Raw genomic sequence first — 21,488 nt, 5'->3', positions numbered from 1 at the left:
GACTGTAGGCGCAAAGCGAAAAGCCTGACCAGCGGATCAGAAAAGTCGCTCCTTGCCCATTAGTGACCGCTGCGCTGGTGTTGAAGTTCGGTTTAAATGATATGGCGACGCTATCGATGCATGGGCGAGCCTTGTTGGGTCAGCGCCGATTGCACACACTCCAGCAGGTGCTCAGTGCTCCAGGGTTTGGGTAAAAACCGTACTCGGCTGCTCAGTTGCGAGGCCATGGCGCTGTTGCCCGAGGTGAGCAATACCGCGACGGTTGGCCAGCGATGGGCTACAACCCGGCTCAAGTCATAGCCATTCAACAAGCCTGGCATCTGGATATCGCTGACGATCAGATCGACTTGTTCATCATCACGCTCCAGAAAAATCATTCCTTCGTCCGCTGAAGGAAACGAAGTGACATGGGCACCAAATTCCTCCAGTACATCCACCATTAACGAGCGAATGATCTCGTCGTCCTCCAGTACCAAAATCGATGGCTGAGCCATGATCCTTACTCCGCCATCAGGGTTCAGTAAGGTGGAGTGGGGCACGGCTGGATAGGTTCGATTGGAAGTGGATTAAACGATGGGTGGTCAAGTGTCTAGGTTGCGTATTTGCCGGGAGGTGAGGCGCGAGCCACAGTTGCAAACGACGTGGCGACCATTGCCTTGATTGTGTATTAAGAGTGGCGTATGACCGGTGCGCTGGCGGTAGGGCTTGAAGCTGTGATCCGGATGGTCAAGCGTTCCTGGCAAGCAGGCATAATCGTGTGCAACAGCTGATGTGGAGTCCCTATGAAATACGCCTTGCTAACCCTCGCTTTGATCTTGAATGCCCACGCGGCCCTCGCAGCCGGCGATGCGCAGGCGGGTGCCAAGCTCTTCACCAAGACCTGCGGCGGCTGCCATAGCGTCGGCGAAGGTGCGCGCGCAGGGTTTGGCCCGGAACTCAACGGCATCATTGGCCGACCTGCGGGGGCGACCACCGATTACCAATATTCCGATGCGATGAAAAACTCGGGGGTAGTCTGGACTCGCGACAAACTTGCCGCCTATATAGAAGCCCCGAAGAAGGTGGTGAGTGGTACGCGGATGATTTTCTGGGGGATCAGTGATCAGGACAAGATTGAAAACATCCTGGCGTACCTTGAGACGTTTCAACCCAAGTAGCCGTTTGGTGTTCGGGAACATTTTGTTCGAGTGCCGGTCAAGACATCACTGACCTCCCTGCGATAAGGACATCCTCCGTGAAGCGAATCGCGCTGCTTTCCCTCGTTCTTGCCCTGTGCGCCTGCCAATCCAACCAACGCGACTCCTCGCCCAGCCTGCTCAAGGATGGCATCCAGTTGCGCCAGAAAACCGTAGCCGTAGATGCCGAGCACGCCAAAGTCATCATGAAAGCCAGTGGCGGCACCAACCCCGTCGAATTTGCCATCCATCGCGAAGGCGACCCCGACTCACGCATGGAAAAGCTCGGCACTGTGATGGATACGGGTGAGGGCAAGGTCTTAAACTGGATCGCCAAGCTCAACCAGACCGTGGCCAGCGCAGGGTTCAAGCGTTTCCCGCAGCTTGAAATCCAGGCCGATCCAGGCAAGAAGCTCACCGTGTCCAGTTCGGCGGGAAGCCAGGGCAACGGGGTTTACTACAGCTGCGGGCCGGTGATGAGTACGTTCAGTCCGGAGAAGGCGAAGGTGTATCTGGTGGAGTTTCAATTCAAGGACGGTCGTTCGACGTGTGCGCAACAAGTGTTTGATATTACGGATCCGGCAAATCGGGTGCTGATTGAAGGCTCGGGGAATGGTTCGAAGGAAGGTTGAAGGTTTGGTGGATGAGTGTGGGGCGGTAGGCAAACGGTCCAGCTTGTTCTGAATGCTGCGATTTACGTTTGCCTAATGTTGTGTCGACGATTTGCCTGGCGCTGGAACAGCAACCCTTTGATCGCAAGGGGCGGCGTCACTGAATGGCTTTGAGGTAGTACTGGAGTGCGTCGAGCGGAGGGGGCAGATCCTCCAGCCGGGTGGTTTGGCTGACGTCGACAGACAACCGCTTCAATTCGCGCCCCAGTACCGTATCGGCACCGCCCACGGCTGCCAAGGCTTGCACGACGCACTCATCAATCTTGAGCAGGATCGCCTTCAGTTGCCCCTGCCTTACCAACAACCCAAACACCTCCCTTTCAAAGCTGCTCATCACCGGGTCATCTCGCAAAACCGGACTGCCGCCGTATTCTTCATGCGCCAGTTTTAGAGCAAAGAGCGCAACAGCTTCCAGCATCAATTCCATGGTTTTGGTTTCTCGATGTTCGGGACGGAGGGCGATGATCACTGTTCTCTATATGAAAAAAAGACCTGGCGAGTCGAATGCAATCCCAGCGCCGGCGTGTGAGGTGCCTCCAAGGTTGCACGCCTGCAGTCACCTCTTAATAAGAGACTGCATTGACGGCGGGGGTGGAGCGGGGGGGGGGGGGGGCGTGAAAAGAATTTCTATGGGAGGGTTGACCGCATAGTTTAATACTGTATTATTCGCCTCCCGCTGACGAGAGATCGGAAGCGCAAGTGGTTGAAGTTGTTGAAGAAATCTTCGAAAGCTTCTGAAAATAACCGCTTGACAGCAAATGAGGCTGCTGTAGAATGCGCGCCTCGGTTGAGACGAAAGCTCTTAACCAACCGCTCTTTAACAACTGAATCAAGCAATTCGTGTGGGTGCTTGTGGAGTCAGACTGATAGTCAACAAGATTATCAGCATCACAAGTTACTCCGCGAGAAATCAAAGATGTAACCAACGATTGCTGAGCCAAGTTTAGGGTTTCTTAAAAACCCAAAGATGTTTGAACTGAAGAGTTTGATCATGGCTCAGATTGAACGCTGGCGGCAGGCCTAACACATGCAAGTCGAGCGGTAGAGAGAAGCTTGCTTCTCTTGAGAGCGGCGGACGGGTGAGTAATGCCTAGGAATCTGCCTGGTAGTGGGGGATAACGTTCGGAAACGGACGCTAATACCGCATACGTCCTACGGGAGAAAGCAGGGGACCTTCGGGCCTTGCGCTATCAGATGAGCCTAGGTCGGATTAGCTAGTTGGTGAGGTAATGGCTCACCAAGGCGACGATCCGTAACTGGTCTGAGAGGATGATCAGTCACACTGGAACTGAGACACGGTCCAGACTCCTACGGGAGGCAGCAGTGGGGAATATTGGACAATGGGCGAAAGCCTGATCCAGCCATGCCGCGTGTGTGAAGAAGGTCTTCGGATTGTAAAGCACTTTAAGTTGGGAGGAAGGGCAGTTACCTAATACGTGATTGTTTTGACGTTACCGACAGAATAAGCACCGGCTAACTCTGTGCCAGCAGCCGCGGTAATACAGAGGGTGCAAGCGTTAATCGGAATTACTGGGCGTAAAGCGCGCGTAGGTGGTTTGTTAAGTTGGATGTGAAATCCCCGGGCTCAACCTGGGAACTGCATTCAAAACTGACTGACTAGAGTATGGTAGAGGGTGGTGGAATTTCCTGTGTAGCGGTGAAATGCGTAGATATAGGAAGGAACACCAGTGGCGAAGGCGACCACCTGGACTGATACTGACACTGAGGTGCGAAAGCGTGGGGAGCAAACAGGATTAGATACCCTGGTAGTCCACGCCGTAAACGATGTCAACTAGCCGTTGGGAGCCTTGAGCTCTTAGTGGCGCAGCTAACGCATTAAGTTGACCGCCTGGGGAGTACGGCCGCAAGGTTAAAACTCAAATGAATTGACGGGGGCCCGCACAAGCGGTGGAGCATGTGGTTTAATTCGAAGCAACGCGAAGAACCTTACCAGGCCTTGACATCCAATGAACTTTCTAGAGATAGATTGGTGCCTTCGGGAACATTGAGACAGGTGCTGCATGGCTGTCGTCAGCTCGTGTCGTGAGATGTTGGGTTAAGTCCCGTAACGAGCGCAACCCTTGTCCTTAGTTACCAGCACGTCATGGTGGGCACTCTAAGGAGACTGCCGGTGACAAACCGGAGGAAGGTGGGGATGACGTCAAGTCATCATGGCCCTTACGGCCTGGGCTACACACGTGCTACAATGGTCGGTACAGAGGGTTGCCAAGCCGCGAGGTGGAGCTAATCCCATAAAACCGATCGTAGTCCGGATCGCAGTCTGCAACTCGACTGCGTGAAGTCGGAATCGCTAGTAATCGCGAATCAGAATGTCGCGGTGAATACGTTCCCGGGCCTTGTACACACCGCCCGTCACACCATGGGAGTGGGTTGCACCAGAAGTAGCTAGTCTAACCTTCGGGAGGACGGTTACCACGGTGTGATTCATGACTGGGGTGAAGTCGTAACAAGGTAGCCGTAGGGGAACCTGCGGCTGGATCACCTCCTTAATCGACGACATCAGCTGCTCCATAAGTTCCCACACGAATTGCTTGATTCATTGAAGAAGACGATAAGAAGCAGCCCGAAATTGGGTCTGTAGCTCAGTTGGTTAGAGCGCACCCCTGATAAGGGTGAGGTCGGCAGTTCGAATCTGCCCAGACCCACCAATTTTGTGTGGGAAACGCCTGTAGAAATATGGGGCCATAGCTCAGCTGGGAGAGCGCCTGCCTTGCACGCAGGAGGTCAACGGTTCGATCCCGTTTGGCTCCACCACTACTGCTTCTGACGTATGAAAGCTTAGAAATGAGCATTCCATCCTGGCGATGGTGAATGTTGATTTCTAGTCTTTGATTAGATCGTTCTTTAAAAATTTGGGTATGTGATAGAAAGATAGACTGAACGTTACTTTCACTGGTAACGGATCAGGCTAAGGTAAAATTTGTGAGTGATTACAGATTTTCGGCGAATGTCGTCTTCACAGTATAACCAGATTGCTTGGGGTTATATGGTCAAGTGAAGAAGCGCATACGGTGGATGCCTTGGCAGTCAGAGGCGATGAAAGACGTGGTAGCCTGCGAAAAGCTTCGGGGAGTCGGCAAACAGACTTTGATCCGGAGATGTCTGAATGGGGGAACCCAGCCATCATAAGATGGTTATCTTGTACTGAATACATAGGTGCAAGAGGCGAACCAGGGGAACTGAAACATCTAAGTACCCTGAGGAAAAGAAATCAACCGAGATTCCCTTAGTAGTGGCGAGCGAACGGGGACTAGCCCTTAAGTGGCTTTGAGATTAGCGGAACGCTCTGGAAAGTGCGGCCATAGTGGGTGATAGCCCTGTACGCGAAAGTCTCTTAGTCATGAAATCGAGTAGGACGGAGCACGAGAAACTTTGTCTGAATATGGGGGGACCATCCTCCAAGGCTAAATACTACTGACTGACCGATAGTGAACTAGTACCGTGAGGGAAAGGCGAAAAGAACCCCGGAGAGGGGAGTGAAATAGATCCTGAAACCGTATGCGTACAAGCAGTGGGAGCCCACTTTGTTGGGTGACTGCGTACCTTTTGTATAATGGGTCAGCGACTTATTTTCAGTGGCGAGCTTAACCGAATAGGGGAGGCGTAGCGAAAGCGAGTCTTAATAGGGCGTCTAGTCGCTGGGAATAGACCCGAAACCGGGCGATCTATCCATGGGCAGGTTGAAGGTTGGGTAACACTAACTGGAGGACCGAACCGACTACCGTTGAAAAGTTAGCGGATGACCTGTGGATCGGAGTGAAAGGCTAATCAAGCTCGGAGATAGCTGGTTCTCCTCGAAAGCTATTTAGGTAGCGCCTCATGTATCACTGTAGGGGGTAGAGCACTGTTTCGGCTAGGGGGTCATCCCGACTTACCAAACCGATGCAAACTCCGAATACCTACAAGTGCCGAGCATGGGAGACACACGGCGGGTGCTAACGTCCGTCGTGAAAAGGGAAACAACCCAGACCGTCAGCTAAGGTCCCAAAGTTATGGTTAAGTGGGAAACGATGTGGGAAGGCTTAGACAGCTAGGAGGTTGGCTTAGAAGCAGCCACCCTTTAAAGAAAGCGTAATAGCTCACTAGTCGAGTCGGCCTGCGCGGAAGATGTAACGGGGCTCAAACCATACACCGAAGCTACGGGTATCACGTAAGTGATGCGGTAGAGGAGCGTTCTGTAAGCCTGTGAAGGTGAGTTGAGAAGCTTGCTGGAGGTATCAGAAGTGCGAATGCTGACATGAGTAACGACAATGGGTGTGAAAAACACCCACGCCGAAAGACCAAGGTTTCCTGCGCAACGTTAATCGACGCAGGGTTAGTCGGTCCCTAAGGCGAGGCTGAAAAGCGTAGTCGATGGAAAACAGGTTAATATTCCTGTACTTCTGGTTATTGCGATGGAGGGACGGAGAAGGCTAGGCCAGCTTGGCGTTGGTTGTCCAAGTTTAAGGTGGTAGGCTGGAATCTTAGGTAAATCCGGGATTCTAAGGCCGAGAGCTGATGACGAGCTAACTTTTAGTTAGCGAAGTGGTTGATGCCATGCTTCCAAGAAAAGCTTCTAAGCTTCAGGTAACCAGGAACCGTACCCCAAACCGACACAGGTGGTTGGGTAGAGAATACCAAGGCGCTTGAGAGAACTCGGGTGAAGGAACTAGGCAAAATGGCACCGTAACTTCGGGAGAAGGTGCGCCGGTGAGGGTGAAGGACTTGCTCCGTAAGCCCATGCCGGTCGAAGATACCAGGCCGCTGCGACTGTTTATTAAAAACACAGCACTCTGCAAACACGAAAGTGGACGTATAGGGTGTGACGCCTGCCCGGTGCCGGAAGGTTAATTGATGGGGTTAGCTAACGCGAAGCTCTTGATCGAAGCCCCGGTAAACGGCGGCCGTAACTATAACGGTCCTAAGGTAGCGAAATTCCTTGTCGGGTAAGTTCCGACCTGCACGAATGGCGTAACGATGGCGGCGCTGTCTCCACCCGAGACTCAGTGAAATTGAAATCGCTGTGAAGATGCAGTGTATCCGCGGCTAGACGGAAAGACCCCGTGAACCTTTACTATAGCTTTGCACTGGACTTTGAATTTGCTTGTGTAGGATAGGTGGGAGGCTTTGAAGCGTGGACGCCAGTCTGCGTGGAGCCAACCTTGAAATACCACCCTGGCAACTTTGAGGTTCTAACTCAGGTCCGTTATCCGGATCGAGGACAGTGTATGGTGGGTAGTTTGACTGGGGCGGTCTCCTCCTAAAGAGTAACGGAGGAGTACGAAGGTGCGCTCAGACCGGTCGGAAATCGGTCGTAGAGTATAAAGGCAAAAGCGCGCTTGACTGCGAGACAGACACGTCGAGCAGGTACGAAAGTAGGTCTTAGTGATCCGGTGGTTCTGTATGGAAGGGCCATCGCTCAACGGATAAAAGGTACTCCGGGGATAACAGGCTGATACCGCCCAAGAGTTCATATCGACGGCGGTGTTTGGCACCTCGATGTCGGCTCATCACATCCTGGGGCTGAAGCCGGTCCCAAGGGTATGGCTGTTCGCCATTTAAAGTGGTACGCGAGCTGGGTTTAGAACGTCGTGAGACAGTTCGGTCCCTATCTGCCGTGGACGTTTGAGATTTGAGAGGGGCTGCTCCTAGTACGAGAGGACCGGAGTGGACGAACCTCTGGTGTTCCGGTTGTCACGCCAGTGGCATTGCCGGGTAGCTATGTTCGGAATAGATAACCGCTGAAAGCATCTAAGCGGGAAACTAGCCTCAAGATGAGATCTCACTGGAACCTTGAGTTCCCTGAAGGGCCGTCGAAGACTACGACGTTGATAGGTTGGGTGTGTAAGCGCTGTGAGGCGTTGAGCTAACCAATACTAATTGCCCGTGAGGCTTGACCATATAACACCCAAGCAATTTGACTACTCGAAAGAGCATCAGATTGCGGTGTGTGAAGACGAAACGAACCGAAAGTTTGTAACTCACAAAACACCGACTGCTGTCACATACCCAATTTGCTGAAGCGAGGCCATCTGGTCACGAGTCAGTACCCGAATTTCTTGACGACCATAGAGCATTGGAACCACCTGATCCCATCCCGAACTCAGTAGTGAAACGATGCATCGCCGATGGTAGTGTGGGGTTTCCCCATGTGAGAGTAGGTCATCGTCAAGATTAAATTCCGAAACCCCATTTGCGAAAGCAGATGGGGTTTTGTTTTGGGCGCTCGAAAAGCCAGACGGAATTCTCCAGCGAGTGACCGACAAATTTGCGCAATTATCCCGAGCTTCAGCCCTTGGTCAATGCACTGCATACCTGGGCGTGGCCCAAGGCGATTTTGTGTCGGAAGGATCGTCATCGGCAAAGCTCTGGATTACAGCTTCGAACGCTGGACAATATTGATTCGACCTCCCTAATAAGGCTGATAACGCTCCACTGCACAGTTGCGCCAAGTGGATGGTTTGCGAATAAGGCACCAGCGGCCTATAAGGCGCCTCACGGGGTTTTGATCGCCGTTACAGCTCCTCATGGGGCTGGAGGCTGCTGCTTGCTTTCTGGGTGCCTTACAGGCTCTCTCCGACAGGTTGACACTTTTCTGCAGACGAAAAAAAAGACCTTGAAATTCAAGGTCTTTCTTTAAGATGGTGCCCGAGGGAGACTGTCGAGTTCCATATACTCTATGGCTTTCAGCTGGATTATAGCTGTAGGGATACACGTGGGGATACATGCTGCGAGTTGCTAAGCTTTTCAGCATAGCTGTCACAATAGTTTTTCTTAATGCTTGGTCTAGGCGCGGGAGCTATCCTCTGTTCGACCTTCGATTACTTACCTGTCAAGGATGAATGTCTCGTCGACGTTCGAAAACTGCGTACCTGACCATGGAGATAATTCACCGATGAATGACACAGAAGGCGGTGTTGCTGCAAATGCCCCGAATGAGTTTCCTCTCGTAGGAAGTATCAGAAACTCGGGACAACCGTTTAAATTTTCAAATGTGGAGCCGCTCTGCGGGGTATCGGTTGAGCCGAGCAGTGACGGTCACGTAAAGGTGTGCACTAGGCTAGCCACCACCTCCGACGACCCCATGTTCCATAAAATGGCTAGCAGCTTTACCTCTGTAGTCAATCATCTGGCCCAACAGGCAGGGGTGGTAATCAGCTTGGACCGCGCAGATACGGTCTTGATGGTCATGAAGGCGGACGATACAGCCGAGCTATGGATTGATACCGCCGCTGTGGTTCTCCGTTGTTCATTGACACGAAGTGTCACCGCAGGAATGGCTATTTTTGCGCACGATATTGCAGATATAACGGCAATGACCTTCCCATGCGTTGATATTCAAAGCACGGATCGAGTCTGGTGCATATTTCGGCAAGACTGGGGGTTTGGCCTTGCCTTCGACTTTAATACGGACGGCAATTTAGATTTAGAAGGTTTCAATACGGCACTCGGTTCCCTGTATCGGCAACTGAAATACCGTCACTTGTATCAAACCATGGCCAATCGAGCTGTTTTTGAGAGCTTGGTAGGTTCCGGGTGGTTTCCGTTTGTGGAGATAATCGCCAAGGAATTCAAAGGACTAGCGGACCACTGCTCGGCTGGTTTTGATGTGGATGTCATTGAGGCAAGCATCTTGGAGAGCTTCGATGAGAGTCGAATGCAGAAAATGATGGAACGATGGGCCTTAAAGCCCCATTTTGCCACCAGAGGGATCATTTTAAAGGTGGCTGTTGATGCGTTTAATAAACGGGAGCCAATAGCAGTAATAAAAATACTTCTTACAGAAATAGAAGGTGTTCTTGCGGACGCTTATCGGGCAGTCAATGGAGGGAAAAGCGCGAAGCTCAAGGATTTGTTGAGCTTCGCGATCACTTCTGCTGAACAGAAGTCCGGTGACTCCGACACTCTGTTTTTTTCTGCCGCTTTTGCTAGATATCTGACGAGTCATACCTTTGCAAATTTCGACCCCGCGCTGCAAACCGGTACTGCCAGCTCTCGTCACGCGGTGGGACATGGTGCGGCGACCGCAGAAAGTTACACGATGACGCGAGCGCTACAGGTGATTCTAACTTTGGATCAGCTAGCCTTTTACACGTAGGGTGAATTCGTTACTTTTAAATTGCACCAACCCATCGCGCGTCATAAAAATCGGCGGGGCCCCTGGCACTTCGAGAAGGGTACGGGGCATGAAACCCGCGGGATCGTGGTAGCGGCAGCCGCACCAGCTTACTGAAATTTCAACGTTGAAATTGAAAGGATCTTGAAGAGAAAAGGGCATCCTTACCGGATCTGTAACGGTCATGGGTTTCGTTCAGGATAGTGAACGATTGTCCTGGTCAACTCGGTCAACCAGTCAACTAACTTTGGAGCCCAGCCACTAACGAGATCCGGCGGGTTCTATGCCCCGTGTATATCCGAAATGCCCAGGGTCCCCAGCGGCTTTCCGATTCATAGGGCAAATGCATTGGTGAACAGCAGTTCACCCGGTTCACCTGTTCACTAAGCTGGGCACCTTTCCGCTGCCACGATCACGCGGGTTTTATGCCCCGTACCTAGAAGAATTCTCCAGGGGCCCCATCATCGAACCCAGGCCAAGAGCATGATCCACCTTGCTTCGCTGAAGGAGCAATACCACAGGGGCTAGGGGGCTACCCAAATAAAACCGTGTTACCGGTGTTACGCGTGTTACATAAGTATATAACTATATGATTTTAATAGATTTATATTGCGTTACACAGCTGGGTCTGGTTTGCCGATATGCGTGTTACATGGCGAAGAGGTGTTACATCAATTAATGCCTTGGCAGGGGCTGGCTGTGATGCTTGCGGCGGGTGCCGTCGACCTAGGGGCTTCGTTTAGAAGGGCCGCTACCGGCCAAGAGCAGACTGTCGTTCACCTCGGGAGCGGACAAGGTATCGTTCATGGATGTGATCTGCTAGAAGAGATCATCGACAGGTTTCAATCAAAAAACTCAACAAACCACTCTCGGGAACGGTTGAAACTGTGGAAAAAATCAAGTTGATCAAAGCGATGATGAAAGCCGGCCGGGCTAAAGATCTACTGTAGTGGTCTAATGAAACCGGACACCCATTTAGGCGAGAATGCTCGCCAGATCGAGGTGTCAGATGACCAAACAACGCCGCTCCTTTACTCCTGAATTCAAACGCGAGGCTGCCGACCTCGTGCTCAAACAAAACTACAGCTACATCGAAGCCAGCCGTTCACTCGGCATTGGTGAGTCGGCATTGCGCCGCTGGGTTGACCAGATTCAGAAAGAACATAAAGGCATCACCCCGCAGAGCAAGGCTCTGACTCCGGAACAGCAAAAAATTCAGGAGCTGGAAGCCCGGATTGCTCGGCTTGAGCGAGAGAAATCAATACTAAAAAAGGCTACCGCGCTCTTGATGTCGGAAGATCACGAGCGTTCGCGCTGATTGACCAGTTGAGTGCACATGAGCCGGTTGATTGGCTGTGCAAGGTGTTTGACGTCACGCGCTCGTGTTACTACGCCCAGCGCCTGCGGCGCCGCACGCCCGATGTTGAACGGCTTCGATTGCGAAGTCGCGTCAGTGAGCTGTTCTCGCAAAGTCGCAGCTCTGCGGGCAGTCGCAGCATCTTGTCGCTGATGCGTGAAGACGGTGAGCAACTCGGTCGATTCAAAGTGCGTAGCTTGATGCGCGAGCTTGATTTAGTCAGCAAACAACCTGGCTCCCATGCCTACAAACGAGCAACAGTAGAAAGACTGGATATCCCGAACACATTGAACCGCGAGTTCGACGTGCCAGCGCCCAATCAAGTCTGGTGCGGCGATATCACCTACATTTGGGCGCAAGGAAAGTGGCATTACCTGGCTGTCGTCCTGGATCTTTGTACGCGTCGGATCGTGGGCTGGGCGCTGTCGGAAAAGCCAGACGCTGAGCTGGTGATCAAAGCGCTGGATATGGCTTACGAGCAGCGTGGCAGGCCTTCGGATCTGCTATTCCACTCGGACCAGGGATCGCAATATGCAAGCCGACTCTTTCGCCAGCGGTTGTGGCGATACCGCATGCGCCAGAGCATGAGCCGACGAGGAAACTGCTGGGATAACGCACCGATGGAGCGCGTATTTCGCAGCTTGAAAACAGAATGGATACCGACCGTGGGCTATCGAACTGCGCAGGAAGCACAGCGCGATATCAGCCATTTTTTGATGCATCGCTACAACTGGATTAGGCCTCATCAATTCAACGATGGGTTGGCCCCAGCGCGGGCCGAGGAAAAACTTAACGTCGTGTCCGGGATTAGTTGACCACTACAGCCATCCAGATACGTCAAACAGAGTTAGTGCAACTCTAGAGGGGAGTCGGATGAACAAGTTTTACAAAACCGTGATCGCGGTAACCTTGGCATCTCAAAGCGTGTTGGTTATGGCTCAAGAACCCAGCAGTTGCCAAGTCATCAAGACGGCGAACGTGGGATGGCTCGATGGTATATCGACAAACGCATTGACTCAGGTGGTTGCCGAAGGCCTGGGCTATAAATTCGACGACAGCATGCTTTCACTGCCAATCGTTCTGAAGTCTCTTAGCGATGGCAAGCTGGATACGTTCATTAACTACTGGTCGCCATCTCAGGATCCTCTGATTACCCCCCTAAAGGACTCTTTGTCCGTTCTCCCAACCCCTAACCTCACAGGTGCAAAATACACACTCGCAGTTCCAAAATTTCTGGCCGATGAGGGGTTGAAGGATTTCAAGGACATAGAGAAATTTAAAGACCAGCTCGGAGGCCGCATTTACGGCATCCAGCCTGGTAGCGGCGGAAACACGTTGGTGCAGAAGATCATCAAGGACAACTCGTATGGTTTGAAGGATTTCAAACTGGTCGAGTCTGGTGAAGCAGGCATGATCCAAGAGGTAGGTCGTTCGATTCAACGCAAGAAGCCCATTGTGTTCCTGGCGTGGGCGCCTCACCCAATGAACGTGAACATGGACATCGTGTATCTAACGGGTGGTGATGATTCCTTCGGTCCCGATTTCGGCGCAGCAACGGTCAAAACTATCACATCCAAAGGCTATGCCGAGCGCTGCGGTAACGTTGGCAAGTTGTACAGCAATCTGAAATTCACGGTCGACATGGAGAGCAGCATCATGAACTCCCTCGACAAAAAGGAGCCCGCTTTGAGTGCAGCGAAAAAATGGCTGGCCGCTCATCCTGAGACTCTGGATAGCTGGCTGGCTGGTGTGACTACCGTCGACGGTAGAGACGCGAAAGCAGCAGTATTAGCAAACATCTCCAAGTAAAGAAAAGCCGCTTCAGTGAAGCGGCTTTTTTTATCGAAAATCCGCAGTTGGAGGCTCGCTGATGGAGCCATATGTAGCCAGTTGCTAGGCGTTTACTCATCGCTACGTGCCTTAACCGGACGCTTACCCCGCATTTGACATATCTTGAGTTCGTGGGTTTCTGCGGGGCCATGTAGTTCCGAATCCGAGCCCGTCGAGCCAGCACTCACGCGTGATGCGTTTATGAACCTCGGCAGTTGTTTGGATATTCAAGGTCCGCTTCTGGCCGATAACTGACTTTCTGGTTGGAAAGACCGAGCTGGAATGGCTGATAGGCAGCTAGTACGCTTGAGTCCCTCTAATGATAGCCATGGCGTTTTCATCGTACTGATAGTCGCCGTAATTACACTCCAAGATCTGCCCTATCTTGGGTTCAAAGTTAATAGCCATCAATCGTCCTTAGAGCTGGATTGCTGCCAGAACTCATGATGCTACAGCGCCACGCATTCCGCGCGAAGGAGTGCTGGGCATATCCATGCGATGGGTTGCTGCGAAGGTTGCGTGAGCGAGTGACGCCCGATTAGCGCCCCATGAGTGGGTAGTGCTCGATGCGACACGGATGCGGGTGGCCGTCGCCCTTGCAAATCCCATCCAGATACCGGTAGTCAATCTGCACCGACTGGCCTCTTCGAGGCCATTGCCGACGCGGGAGGGTGTTCTGGTAATCGGTGGTTTCCGGGGTGAAGGTGACCGTCGAGCCTTGCTGGGGACATTGCGTGGTGGGGGAGGTCGGGGCGACCTTGAGGATCCGCCCCTGCAGCTGTGGGTACGGTTGTTTCAAGACGTTGACGATCTGTACGTCCAGCCGGCAAATCTGCCAGCTCGCCGCGTGGACGGGGCTGCACAGGGTGGTGAGCGCAAGGGCCAGCGCTGCGTATGTTTTCATGGGCTAAATGTCCAGATCCTTGGAACAAGCAACCTGGCAAGGCCCTGAACTTCTGTCAGCTTCTGGCTGACTTAGTCCTTGGCGCCGGGTCAGTTGGGGAGTGGTAGCACTATGCCAATTACCCAGCGGCCAATACAAGTCTTATGAATTTGAGAGGGGGCCTATAGGGATATAGGTGTAAGCAATAAGCCAGAATGACTTTAGATATGCAGTCGCATGCTGTGAGCCTTGACTATCTGGCTGAACCAGAACCGCGCCGGCGGTCCGCTTTTGGCCGATTCTGTTGAAAAAGTAGGCCATGGTTTCCACGACAGAAAAGTACGCGCTTGAGATTGAAATCTTTACTTTGATCAGACGGCTCCGGGGGCAGATTTCGCATAGCGGCGCGTAAAAAAGGCGCTTTCAGCGGTTAGTATGAGGGCAGTCTGGAAGAACCGACTTTTTCAACAGAATTGGCCGGAAGCGGTCATAAGCTCGCAGCCGCCACAGACCGAAAGCCGAAAAATCTGGGGTATTCTTTGTAATGGAAGGATCTAGCAAAGCGGAAGCTGCTTAAGCTTCCGCTTCTTCCTCACCCTCCCTTTCTTTTGAGTTGGACGTCAATGAAATCAAGCTCTGCCTTGATTGCATCAATCGTGAGCGTCTCAACTTTAGTGTCAGTGTTTGCCCTTGCGTTGAGCTTTTTCCCGCCAGCTATGCCGACGATTATCCCGTTTAAATGCAGCTTTCGGGCCTTTAGGTCATCAGGCATCTGAGCGCTGTTCTGTGGTGTTTGGTTCATGGTTAGACCGATGGTAGGCCCGAAGCAACCGGCCCTCGCCGGTTGTTTCGGGGAGGGTTTAGGTTACGCCGCCAACAGGTCAAGCAGGCTGTGTTGGTGTGAGCGAGCCGCGAGTTCTCGCCAGGTCCAGCTTCCAAAGTGCTCGCCCAGTTCAGGGATATCCAGCTTCATCAGTGCAACCGGGTCACGACTAATCAGGTTGCGTGCGGCCCACAGCTTGCCGCCGGTCTCCAGCAGTGTTTTGGCGGCCTCATTCCACTGTTCTTCCAGCACAGTGTTCGCCAGATGAGCCGCTTTATTCTCGATCTCGGTGCGTTCCTTTTGTGCCTCTGTGATATGCAGATCAATCGTCACCAGCTCCTGCTCCAGTGCGGTGATGAGCAGTTGTTGGCGGCGGTGATGCTCAGCCGCAGCCGTGAGGTTTTTTGCTGCCTTTTGAGCTTCTGCGTTAGCCGCTTTTTCGCCCTCTACATCGCCCCAGGCGACGGCCTGTGCATAAGCGGTGGCCGCGTCGGTTTCAGCTTGTCGAGCTTTTGCCATGTCTTCCTGATCGCTCTGGCGGACCTGCTGCAACCGAGTCTCGATGCTGCTGCGCTTTTCGTTGAGTTCCATCTCGTCGGCTTTCCAGTTCGCCATATCGCTGAGATATCCCGCAGCCAAGCTCTCACGGTTTGCCAATCTCTCAAGGCGATGAATCTTTTGATTCAGGTTGCTGATCTCCAGATTTCGCGAGTCGATGCGTCTTTTGTGATCGTTGATTTCATCCTGCACGGCTCGTTGACGGCCCTGCTGGATAACCTCCGGGCTTTCCAGCGCCTCTTCGAAGGGAGCCAGGTCACCCTGAATGCTCTCCACTTCGAGGGTCAGTTGGTCGCGGCGGTCTTTCAATTCTTGGATAGTGTTCATCTGTATTGTCTCTGGGTACTGCGGTTAATAGGGATGGTTGTCGAATGGCTGGCAAGGCCGGTAATGAGCCGGCGCTACCTCGATCAGCAGGCTCGCCGTCAGGCGGCCTTGGCCTCGCCTTCGTCCGTTCCTGGAACGGTCTTCACCACGTAGCAGCGCTGGGGCCCTAACCCGGGCAGACGGATCAAGCTGTAGGCCTTGCCGTCACTACCCGGCTCAAGCACGCCGCGTTGCAGCAACTCCTTGTTCACCGCACTGATGTTCATGCCTTTGAAGATCTCGGTCCTCCAGGCTTCAGGCAGTACGTAATAGGTGTTGGTGGTGTGCAGGGCGTCGCCCATGCCGTGTTCCAGCGTCTTGCGAAAGCCCAACCGATCAATCGTGCGCGGCCCGTGCTCATCGAGCTTGGCGGCGGCGGATTCCCAGCGGGTAAAGCGGCTTTCTCCAAACCGCTCGATGACCTGGCGCAGCCGCGCCAAGATCGCATCGCCCTCGAAGTTTCCGGCGCCGCCGCGTTCGGCCAGCCACGCATGCAGACACACCCGAGCGGCGGTCGTGGCTGTGCCATCCGGCCAGCCGGTAACACCAAAGGCGGTAGCCAACTCTCCGGCGGCGGCTGCGAGGCCGAAGCGAAGGGCGGCACGCTGCGCCTGACCACTGGCCGAGGCTGGTAGGTTTTGGGTGATGAACTGTTCCACCGTGCGGCGCACGATCACTGTCCACCTGAGCATTTCCCCAGGCGCGCACAATGCGTGCAGGAAAGCGGTGAGGGGCGTGCCGTAATATTTGGCTACTCGGGCCTTGAGCGCATCGGAGAGGGCGGCAGCGTCCTCAAAACCATTCAGCACATCGAACATGCCGAGGCCTTTGCTGGCATCCGCTGGCACGGCGAGCATGCGCACCTCCATACCGGCTTTCAGCTCCTTGTTTGCATCCGCCATGTGCTGCGCCAACGTCTTCTCGCCGGTCGAGAGAAACAGCAAGCGCCACTCCTGCACCTGTCGGCCGGCTTGTCCTCGATCATTCGCCCGGGCCTTGCCGGTGCCGTTGCCGAGCATGTACACCGTCTCGCCAATAATGCGCGGGTCGCACATGCCGATTTCATCCAGTACCAGGAGACCGTCTGAGTGTGCGGCGGCGATGGACTCCAGGGCGTTATCCGTGGAGCGCCACGAGCGCACCAGACGAGGCCCACCATAAACCGAGGCTGCGACTTGCAAGTGAGTGGTCTTGCCGCCGGAGCTGTCGCCGTAGAGGTGGAAGCCGCCCGACTCATGTCCGAGCATGTTCAACAGTGGGCCTGCAAAGGCCACAGAGACGACAAACGCCAAGCGATGGTTACCAACGCACAGCGCGCCGATTTGCTGCTGCCATTGCTCCAGAGAGCCCGCCTCGCTGATGGGTGGCAACTGCGCACCGGCCTCATAAAAATGCAGGTGTTCGGCGTGCGAGCCAATTTGTTGCTCGGGCAATAGAAACGCCTTGTCGTGCCAGCCTAAGCGCGTTACCAAGCGTGCGCGCTGGCTGCTGTCGAAGCCGCCGAGATAACTCTGCAGATCATTGCGGGCGTTACGCCCAGATCGACTTCCTGCAAGGCGCAAACCCATGTCTACCAGGGGACCGAGTACGTCCTTGCCAAAGTCACCGGTCATGGTTCGGGCCGGAATGTTCCAACGTTTTTTAGCGCCGTCCGGGTCATCGAACTCAACCAACAAGCCCCAGTTGTGACCCTTGTCGTCGCGAGTGCGAGCGATGATTTCGAGAGGCGAACACACGGGGCGTGCCTCACCATCATCGCCGGAATAAAACACCCCTTCAGACGTCAGGCGAAAGCCGCCCGGCAATAGGTCATTTTTCGATTTCGCAGGGCGTTTGGCGGGCGTCTTCGCCTTCTGTTCTTGAGGTTCAGTTGGCTCAGCGGCACTGCCGAAAAACTCATCGCTGCGCACCAGCTCGGCGACGTGGGCAGCGGTCCAGCCTTTGGCTAACGCATCCGCTGCATCGTCGCCGTCTGCCCATTTTCCACCCTTAATGAGCGTGGGTTTTCCGCCTTTGCTGCTTGGCTTGAGCTTGAACACGTCGAGCGCAATTCGTTGTACTGACGCGGCGCCCAGCTCAATCAACTTGAGCTCGATGGCGTCCATGCAGGTCTTGCCGCTGGCATCGTTATCCGGCCACAGCACCACCGTGCGTCCTTTGAGTGGCGTCAGGTCGGCCTTGTGCCAAGAGTTGGAGCCGTTCGGCCAGCAGGTGGCTACGTGGTCGGGCATCAGTTCAGCGGCAGCGTCAGCGGCCTTTTCACCCTCACACAAAACCACAGGCGCGTCGGCGCGCTGTACCAGTTCATCCAGGCGTAGCAGAGGCCGAGGCTCCGGCAATCCTTGCCAACGCCATTGGTTGGTTTGCCCATCGGAACGCTTGCACCAGGTAAGCGGTGCAAAGACCTTCCTCGGTTTGCCGTCTTCATCTGGGCCTAGGTCGAAGCGATACAGCGCCATGACTGGCTGGCCCTGCGCGTCGCGATAGATCCACACCTTTGACGGAACACCGTGTTGCCGGTGTTTAGCTGGGCACTTGTTCATGGCCTCGGCCGGGATCGGTCGAATCGCGATCCACTCCGGCGTTGCGTTCTTGGCCGGTGCGCTTTTGGTTGTCGCTGAACCAGCGGAAACGCTGAGCAAATCCGCCAGTTTTTTGCAGGCCTCAACGTCCGTGCCGCCGTCGATGTAGCGGACTAGGTCGATCAGGTCTCCGCCCTTATCGCCGGTGGCAAAATCCGCCCAGGTGCCTTTGCTCAAATTGACCTTGAGTGAGCCAGCGCGTTTGTCTGTACGCGTGGGGTTCGGTGCGGTGTATTCCTTGCCGCCGTCGACACGTTTGCCGTTTGGCAGCCAGTGAGCAAGTACACGATCGATGTTCGTAAGAGCGGCGCTTTTTACGTCTGCAAAGCTGGGGCGTTTTGAGGTGTTGCCGGTGCGCGGGGTCATGGCGCTTTACTCGCTGCACACAGCGCATCGTTCACGTCATCGATCAGCGCTTTAGCCATCTCGCCCAGGTAGAACGCCGGCCAACTGAAACGCTCGCCTTTGTCACTCATGGCGGCGTCGAAGGTTAGTTGATTGGCGTAGTGCTGAAACAGTGAAATTGCTTCAAGCGCATCTTCAAGCGGCACACCTGCGTTGACTCGGAATAGCTTCTGGTGAGTGTCGTTAGCACATGAGAATTCGGCACGCCCGAGAGTAGTGGCAGTGTTCACAGGGCACCGCCTTTCTGGCCCATTGGCACAGAGGAGGCATCACCGTACAAGGCGAGTGTTTTGATCAAGCCCAAAGTGCCGCGCACGTCCCAAATGACGGATGAAAGAACGCGGTTGGAGAGTACGGGTTTATCGCCGTCTAAATGATCTTCCAGCAGCATCAGAACTGAGTCGGCACGGTCGAGGGCGCAGGTGATGGCATCAATGGGAATACCGGCTTCAACGTCCTGGCTGACGCAGAGCAGATCCTCGGGAAGTGAGAAGCCTGGGAGCATGCTCATTGGGCACCCCCAGCGGCTTCCAGGGCGCGAGCCTTGGACATATGGGCGTTGTAACGGGAAAGGCGTGTAGCGAGGCTGGAGTTGGCGTGTAAAGCGGCGAGAGCCATTGCTCGATGAGCAGCAGCGCGAATTTTGGACGGATTGAAGGCGTGTTTCATCTGTGTAGCTCCTTGATTTGAGGAGCTGCCACGTTCGTTACCAAGCGAATGGGTGGCAGCTGTGCGCAGGTTGGTAAACCGGGAATCAAGGAACCCGGCAGGCACGAATGCCTCCCACGCACAGCCGCCATAACACGTAACTGCGGGCACAAAAAAAGCGCCTGCAATCGTAATGGGGGCGCTGTTGCGCCTTGATTTCGTCGGGTTACCAAGCCCGGTCGCTGAATTTGCAGCGACAGCCAGAGAGTAACGCCCGTTTTTTGAAAGTGCAACTGTGCAGATCACTTGCGGATTTTTTCGATGCGGCATAAATTGATCAGGCATGTAGATTTACCTCAACGCCTCCGGTTGCCGCCGGGGGCGTTTTCATTTCAGGCATGGACTTCCCAACGCAGGGAAACAAAGGGCAAGAAGTCGCTTTCGAGGCAGGCGCGTGCATCTTCGTAGGCGTCGATTTGTTGGCCTTCGTCAACGATGATTGCTTGGGGGGCTTGGCAGGGAACTGACAATGCGCACCAGATGCCATCTCTCCATCGCATCACCATGACGTCCCGGTTAAGGCGTTTTTGCTCCGTGCGGTAACGTTCAAAACGCTGCATACCGCGTGATGAGAAACCCACTTTTCTGAGTACAGAAAAGGGCTGCAGGACGGCCCCGTTGGCGACTCGATTTTTCATGCTGCCACCTGATCGCGGGCAGCGATGCGTGCCCGTGTCCATGCCTGAACTTCCCCCAATACCCACGCAACCGGAGCGCTTCGGGCATTGCTGTTACTCAGCTTTACCGGCAACGGGAATCCGCTTTCAGGTTGACGCATCAGCTTGTAGATAGTCGGGCGTGCGAGCCCTACGATTGAAATGACCTCGGGCATGCGGATGAGGGTCATTGAGGGGTCATGCGAGGGAATTGCTTTTAATACGGTAGTCATAGCGAGCTAACCCTTTGTTAATTGAGACAACGGGTCATACGCTACGCAGGGGAGGGAGAGTGGACTGTGTCCGCTCCCTTTTATTTCAGAGGCCTAAGGCCCAGGGCGGTCAAATGCTCTCGAATGGTTTTTTTTGTGCCGAGGCCTTCCCGTTTGGACAGAATATTGGTCAGTTCAGCATCGGTCAGACTTCGCATTTCAATTTTCCGACCGTTAATGATTTGCTCAGCAGCCGCCTTAATTCTTGCTCGCCTATCCATTGTGTCGGTCTGTATTTTTGAGCTGGGGTCTCGGTTCCCCTTGCCGGCTTCCTGGCCCCTTCTTGTTGCCTTTGTCGAAAGAGCGTCGTCGAGAATTCGATGCATCAGGCTTGATGTGTTGAATCCTTTTTTAAACACATCCATCAGCTCCACTTGGCGATAAAGACTCGCCATCAACAGTGCCTGATTCGCCTCTCCTAATAACGTAGCGAAGTCTTCTCGTGCTCGGATTTCGTTTCCGCTACTGCGGTCCCGCTCTTTTTCAATCAGGGCAAGGTACTGGCGTGGTGAGTCATGTTTCAGCTGCACTATCAGGTCTGCATCAATGCCGTAAGTGGTGAGCTCAAGGTCGAACAGCCAATTTGCGAGTGTCTCAACCGCCTGCGTTGCAAGTACCAGGGCATAGGTCGCCACAAGCTGTGAATCTGCTGCGGAATGACTGACCCCAAGAAACCGTCGAATGACACTAGGCAATGATCCTGCCTCTGCATAACTGGCATGCTCGCTAATTGCATCGCGAAGTCGATAAAGGGTTCTTGTTACCGACTCTGCGCACGGAGCATAGGAGCCGTCCTCAAGCCAGAACGATGTAGCGGTGCTGATCAGATCGAAGGCATCTTTGAAGTGTTCTTTGAACTGCGGAAACAGCACAAGATTGCGAACGGCAATCTCGACTTCGTCCTGATCCCACACCAGACACGTTACGTCGACGCCTGCAATTTCTAGCTCCTCTGCCTCGATGCCTCGCTCAATGTCCATTTAGGTCTCCCCGACGCCCCGAGGTCAGTGGGCTAACGCAGCGATTTGCGGATAAAAACGCCGATGCCAGCAGGGTCACGGGTGTGGCCGTTCTGTAACACGACTC

Annotated in this window: 17 protein-coding genes, 2 tRNA genes and 3 rRNA genes; 10 read left to right on the top strand and 12 right to left on the bottom strand. The window is 54.0% G+C overall.

Going from position 1 to position 21,488, the window contains the following annotated elements; genetic code table 11:
- Positions 1–110: 110 nt before the first annotated feature.
- Positions 111–494: a response regulator gene (locus tag AB4O25_RS13720; RefSeq protein ID WP_017531086.1), complete on the bottom strand. Its 384-nt coding sequence runs from the start codon at positions 492–494 to the stop codon at positions 111–113.
- 288 nt (positions 495–782) lie between these two features.
- Between AB4O25_RS13720 and AB4O25_RS13715 the strand changes: the two genes are divergently transcribed.
- Positions 783–1,157 carry a c-type cytochrome gene (locus AB4O25_RS13715; RefSeq protein WP_135196889.1) on the top strand — a complete coding sequence of 125 codons (375 nt, stop codon included), beginning with the start codon at positions 783–785 and terminating at the stop codon, positions 1,155–1,157.
- Positions 1,158–1,234: 77 nt separating this feature from the next.
- Positions 1,235–1,807, top strand: coding sequence for a hypothetical protein (locus AB4O25_RS13710; RefSeq protein WP_017531084.1), 573 nt, complete (start codon positions 1,235–1,237; stop codon positions 1,805–1,807).
- A 136-nt stretch (positions 1,808–1,943) separates the two neighbouring features.
- On the opposite strand, the gene AB4O25_RS13705 is transcribed toward AB4O25_RS13710, so the two are convergent.
- Positions 1,944–2,273 carry a hypothetical protein gene (locus tag AB4O25_RS13705; protein ID WP_460150972.1) on the bottom strand — a complete coding sequence of 110 codons (330 nt, stop codon included), beginning with the start codon at positions 2,271–2,273 and terminating at the stop codon, positions 1,944–1,946.
- Between the two features lie 546 nt (positions 2,274–2,819).
- Between AB4O25_RS13705 and AB4O25_RS13700 the strand changes: the two genes are divergently transcribed.
- From AB4O25_RS13700 to choX, 8 genes are all read left to right on the top strand, one after another.
- A 16S ribosomal RNA gene (locus tag AB4O25_RS13700) occupies positions 2,820–4,356 on the top strand.
- Positions 4,357–4,438: 82 nt separating this feature from the next.
- Positions 4,439–4,515: transfer RNA gene (locus AB4O25_RS13695), tRNA-Ile, on the top strand.
- A gap of 30 nt (positions 4,516–4,545) precedes the next feature.
- Positions 4,546–4,621: transfer RNA gene (locus AB4O25_RS13690), tRNA-Ala, on the top strand.
- Positions 4,622–4,855: 234 nt separating this feature from the next.
- A 23S ribosomal RNA gene (locus AB4O25_RS13685) occupies positions 4,856–7,747 on the top strand.
- Positions 7,748–7,904: 157 nt separating this feature from the next.
- Positions 7,905–8,020, top strand: a 5S ribosomal RNA gene (rrf, locus tag AB4O25_RS13680).
- The 16S, 23S and 5S rRNA genes sit together here with 2 tRNA genes alongside, the layout of an rRNA operon.
- 721 nt (positions 8,021–8,741) lie before the next feature.
- Positions 8,742–9,944 (top strand): hypothetical protein, encoded by a 1,203-nt coding sequence (locus AB4O25_RS13675; RefSeq protein WP_460149666.1) that lies wholly within the window; start codon positions 8,742–8,744, stop codon positions 9,942–9,944.
- A 1,027-nt stretch (positions 9,945–10,971) separates the two neighbouring features.
- Positions 10,972–12,134 (top strand): IS3 family transposase gene (locus AB4O25_RS13670; protein WP_139129458.1). Its coding sequence is split into 2 segments (ribosomal slippage): positions 10,972–11,227 and positions 11,227–12,134, totalling 1,164 coding nucleotides; the frame shifts between segments, so codons are not numbered across the junction.
- 58 nt (positions 12,135–12,192) lie between these two features.
- Positions 12,193–13,128, top strand: coding sequence for a choline ABC transporter substrate-binding protein (choX, locus tag AB4O25_RS13665; RefSeq protein WP_321144461.1), 936 nt, complete (start codon positions 12,193–12,195; stop codon positions 13,126–13,128).
- A gap of 559 nt (positions 13,129–13,687) precedes the next feature.
- On the opposite strand, the gene AB4O25_RS13660 is transcribed toward choX, so the two are convergent.
- The 10 genes from AB4O25_RS13660 to AB4O25_RS13615 all read right to left on the bottom strand — a co-directional run bounded on the left by AB4O25_RS13660 (position 13,688) and on the right by AB4O25_RS13615 (position 21,382).
- On the bottom strand, positions 13,688–14,053 hold the full coding sequence (locus AB4O25_RS13660; protein WP_460149665.1) for a hypothetical protein: 366 nt from the start codon (positions 14,051–14,053) through the stop codon (positions 13,688–13,690).
- A 571-nt stretch (positions 14,054–14,624) separates the two neighbouring features.
- On the bottom strand, positions 14,625–14,834 hold the full coding sequence (locus tag AB4O25_RS13655; protein ID WP_460149664.1) for a hypothetical protein: 210 nt from the start codon (positions 14,832–14,834) through the stop codon (positions 14,625–14,627).
- A gap of 63 nt (positions 14,835–14,897) precedes the next feature.
- The gene (locus tag AB4O25_RS13650; protein WP_400814236.1) at positions 14,898–15,740 is read right to left on the bottom strand and encodes a coiled-coil domain-containing protein; all 843 of its coding nucleotides are present in this window, start codon (positions 15,738–15,740) and stop codon (positions 14,898–14,900) included.
- A gap of 98 nt (positions 15,741–15,838) precedes the next feature.
- Positions 15,839–18,727 (bottom strand): DUF927 domain-containing protein, encoded by a 2,889-nt coding sequence (locus AB4O25_RS13645; RefSeq protein ID WP_460149663.1) that lies wholly within the window; start codon positions 18,725–18,727, stop codon positions 15,839–15,841.
- Positions 18,724–18,996 carry a DUF3077 domain-containing protein gene (locus AB4O25_RS13640; RefSeq protein ID WP_460149662.1) on the bottom strand — a complete coding sequence of 91 codons (273 nt, stop codon included), beginning with the start codon at positions 18,994–18,996 and terminating at the stop codon, positions 18,724–18,726. The genes AB4O25_RS13645 and AB4O25_RS13640 overlap by 4 nt, the downstream gene beginning before the upstream one ends.
- A complete protein-coding gene (locus AB4O25_RS13635; RefSeq protein ID WP_122554707.1) occupies positions 18,993–19,277 on the bottom strand; it encodes a hypothetical protein in 285 nt (94 codons plus the stop codon). The genes AB4O25_RS13640 and AB4O25_RS13635 overlap by 4 nt, the downstream gene beginning before the upstream one ends.
- Positions 19,274–19,759, bottom strand: coding sequence for a hypothetical protein (locus AB4O25_RS13630; RefSeq protein WP_133257337.1), 486 nt, complete (start codon positions 19,757–19,759; stop codon positions 19,274–19,276). The genes AB4O25_RS13635 and AB4O25_RS13630 overlap by 4 nt, the downstream gene beginning before the upstream one ends.
- A gap of 47 nt (positions 19,760–19,806) precedes the next feature.
- Entirely contained in the window at positions 19,807–20,112 is a 306-nt protein-coding gene (locus tag AB4O25_RS13625; RefSeq protein WP_223495100.1) for a hypothetical protein, read from the bottom strand.
- Positions 20,109–20,363: a helix-turn-helix transcriptional regulator gene (locus AB4O25_RS13620; protein ID WP_026078127.1), complete on the bottom strand. Its 255-nt coding sequence runs from the start codon at positions 20,361–20,363 to the stop codon at positions 20,109–20,111. Before AB4O25_RS13620 ends, AB4O25_RS13625 begins: the two co-directional genes overlap by 4 nt.
- A gap of 80 nt (positions 20,364–20,443) precedes the next feature.
- Positions 20,444–21,382, bottom strand: a complete 939-nt coding sequence (locus tag AB4O25_RS13615; RefSeq protein ID WP_301556580.1) for a hypothetical protein — start codon at positions 21,380–21,382, stop codon at positions 20,444–20,446.
- Positions 21,383–21,488: the final 106 nt, after the last annotated feature.

This window comes from Pseudomonas sp. S3_A03 (assembly GCF_054668275.1).
This window is presented reverse-complemented; position numbering and strand designations above follow the sequence as displayed.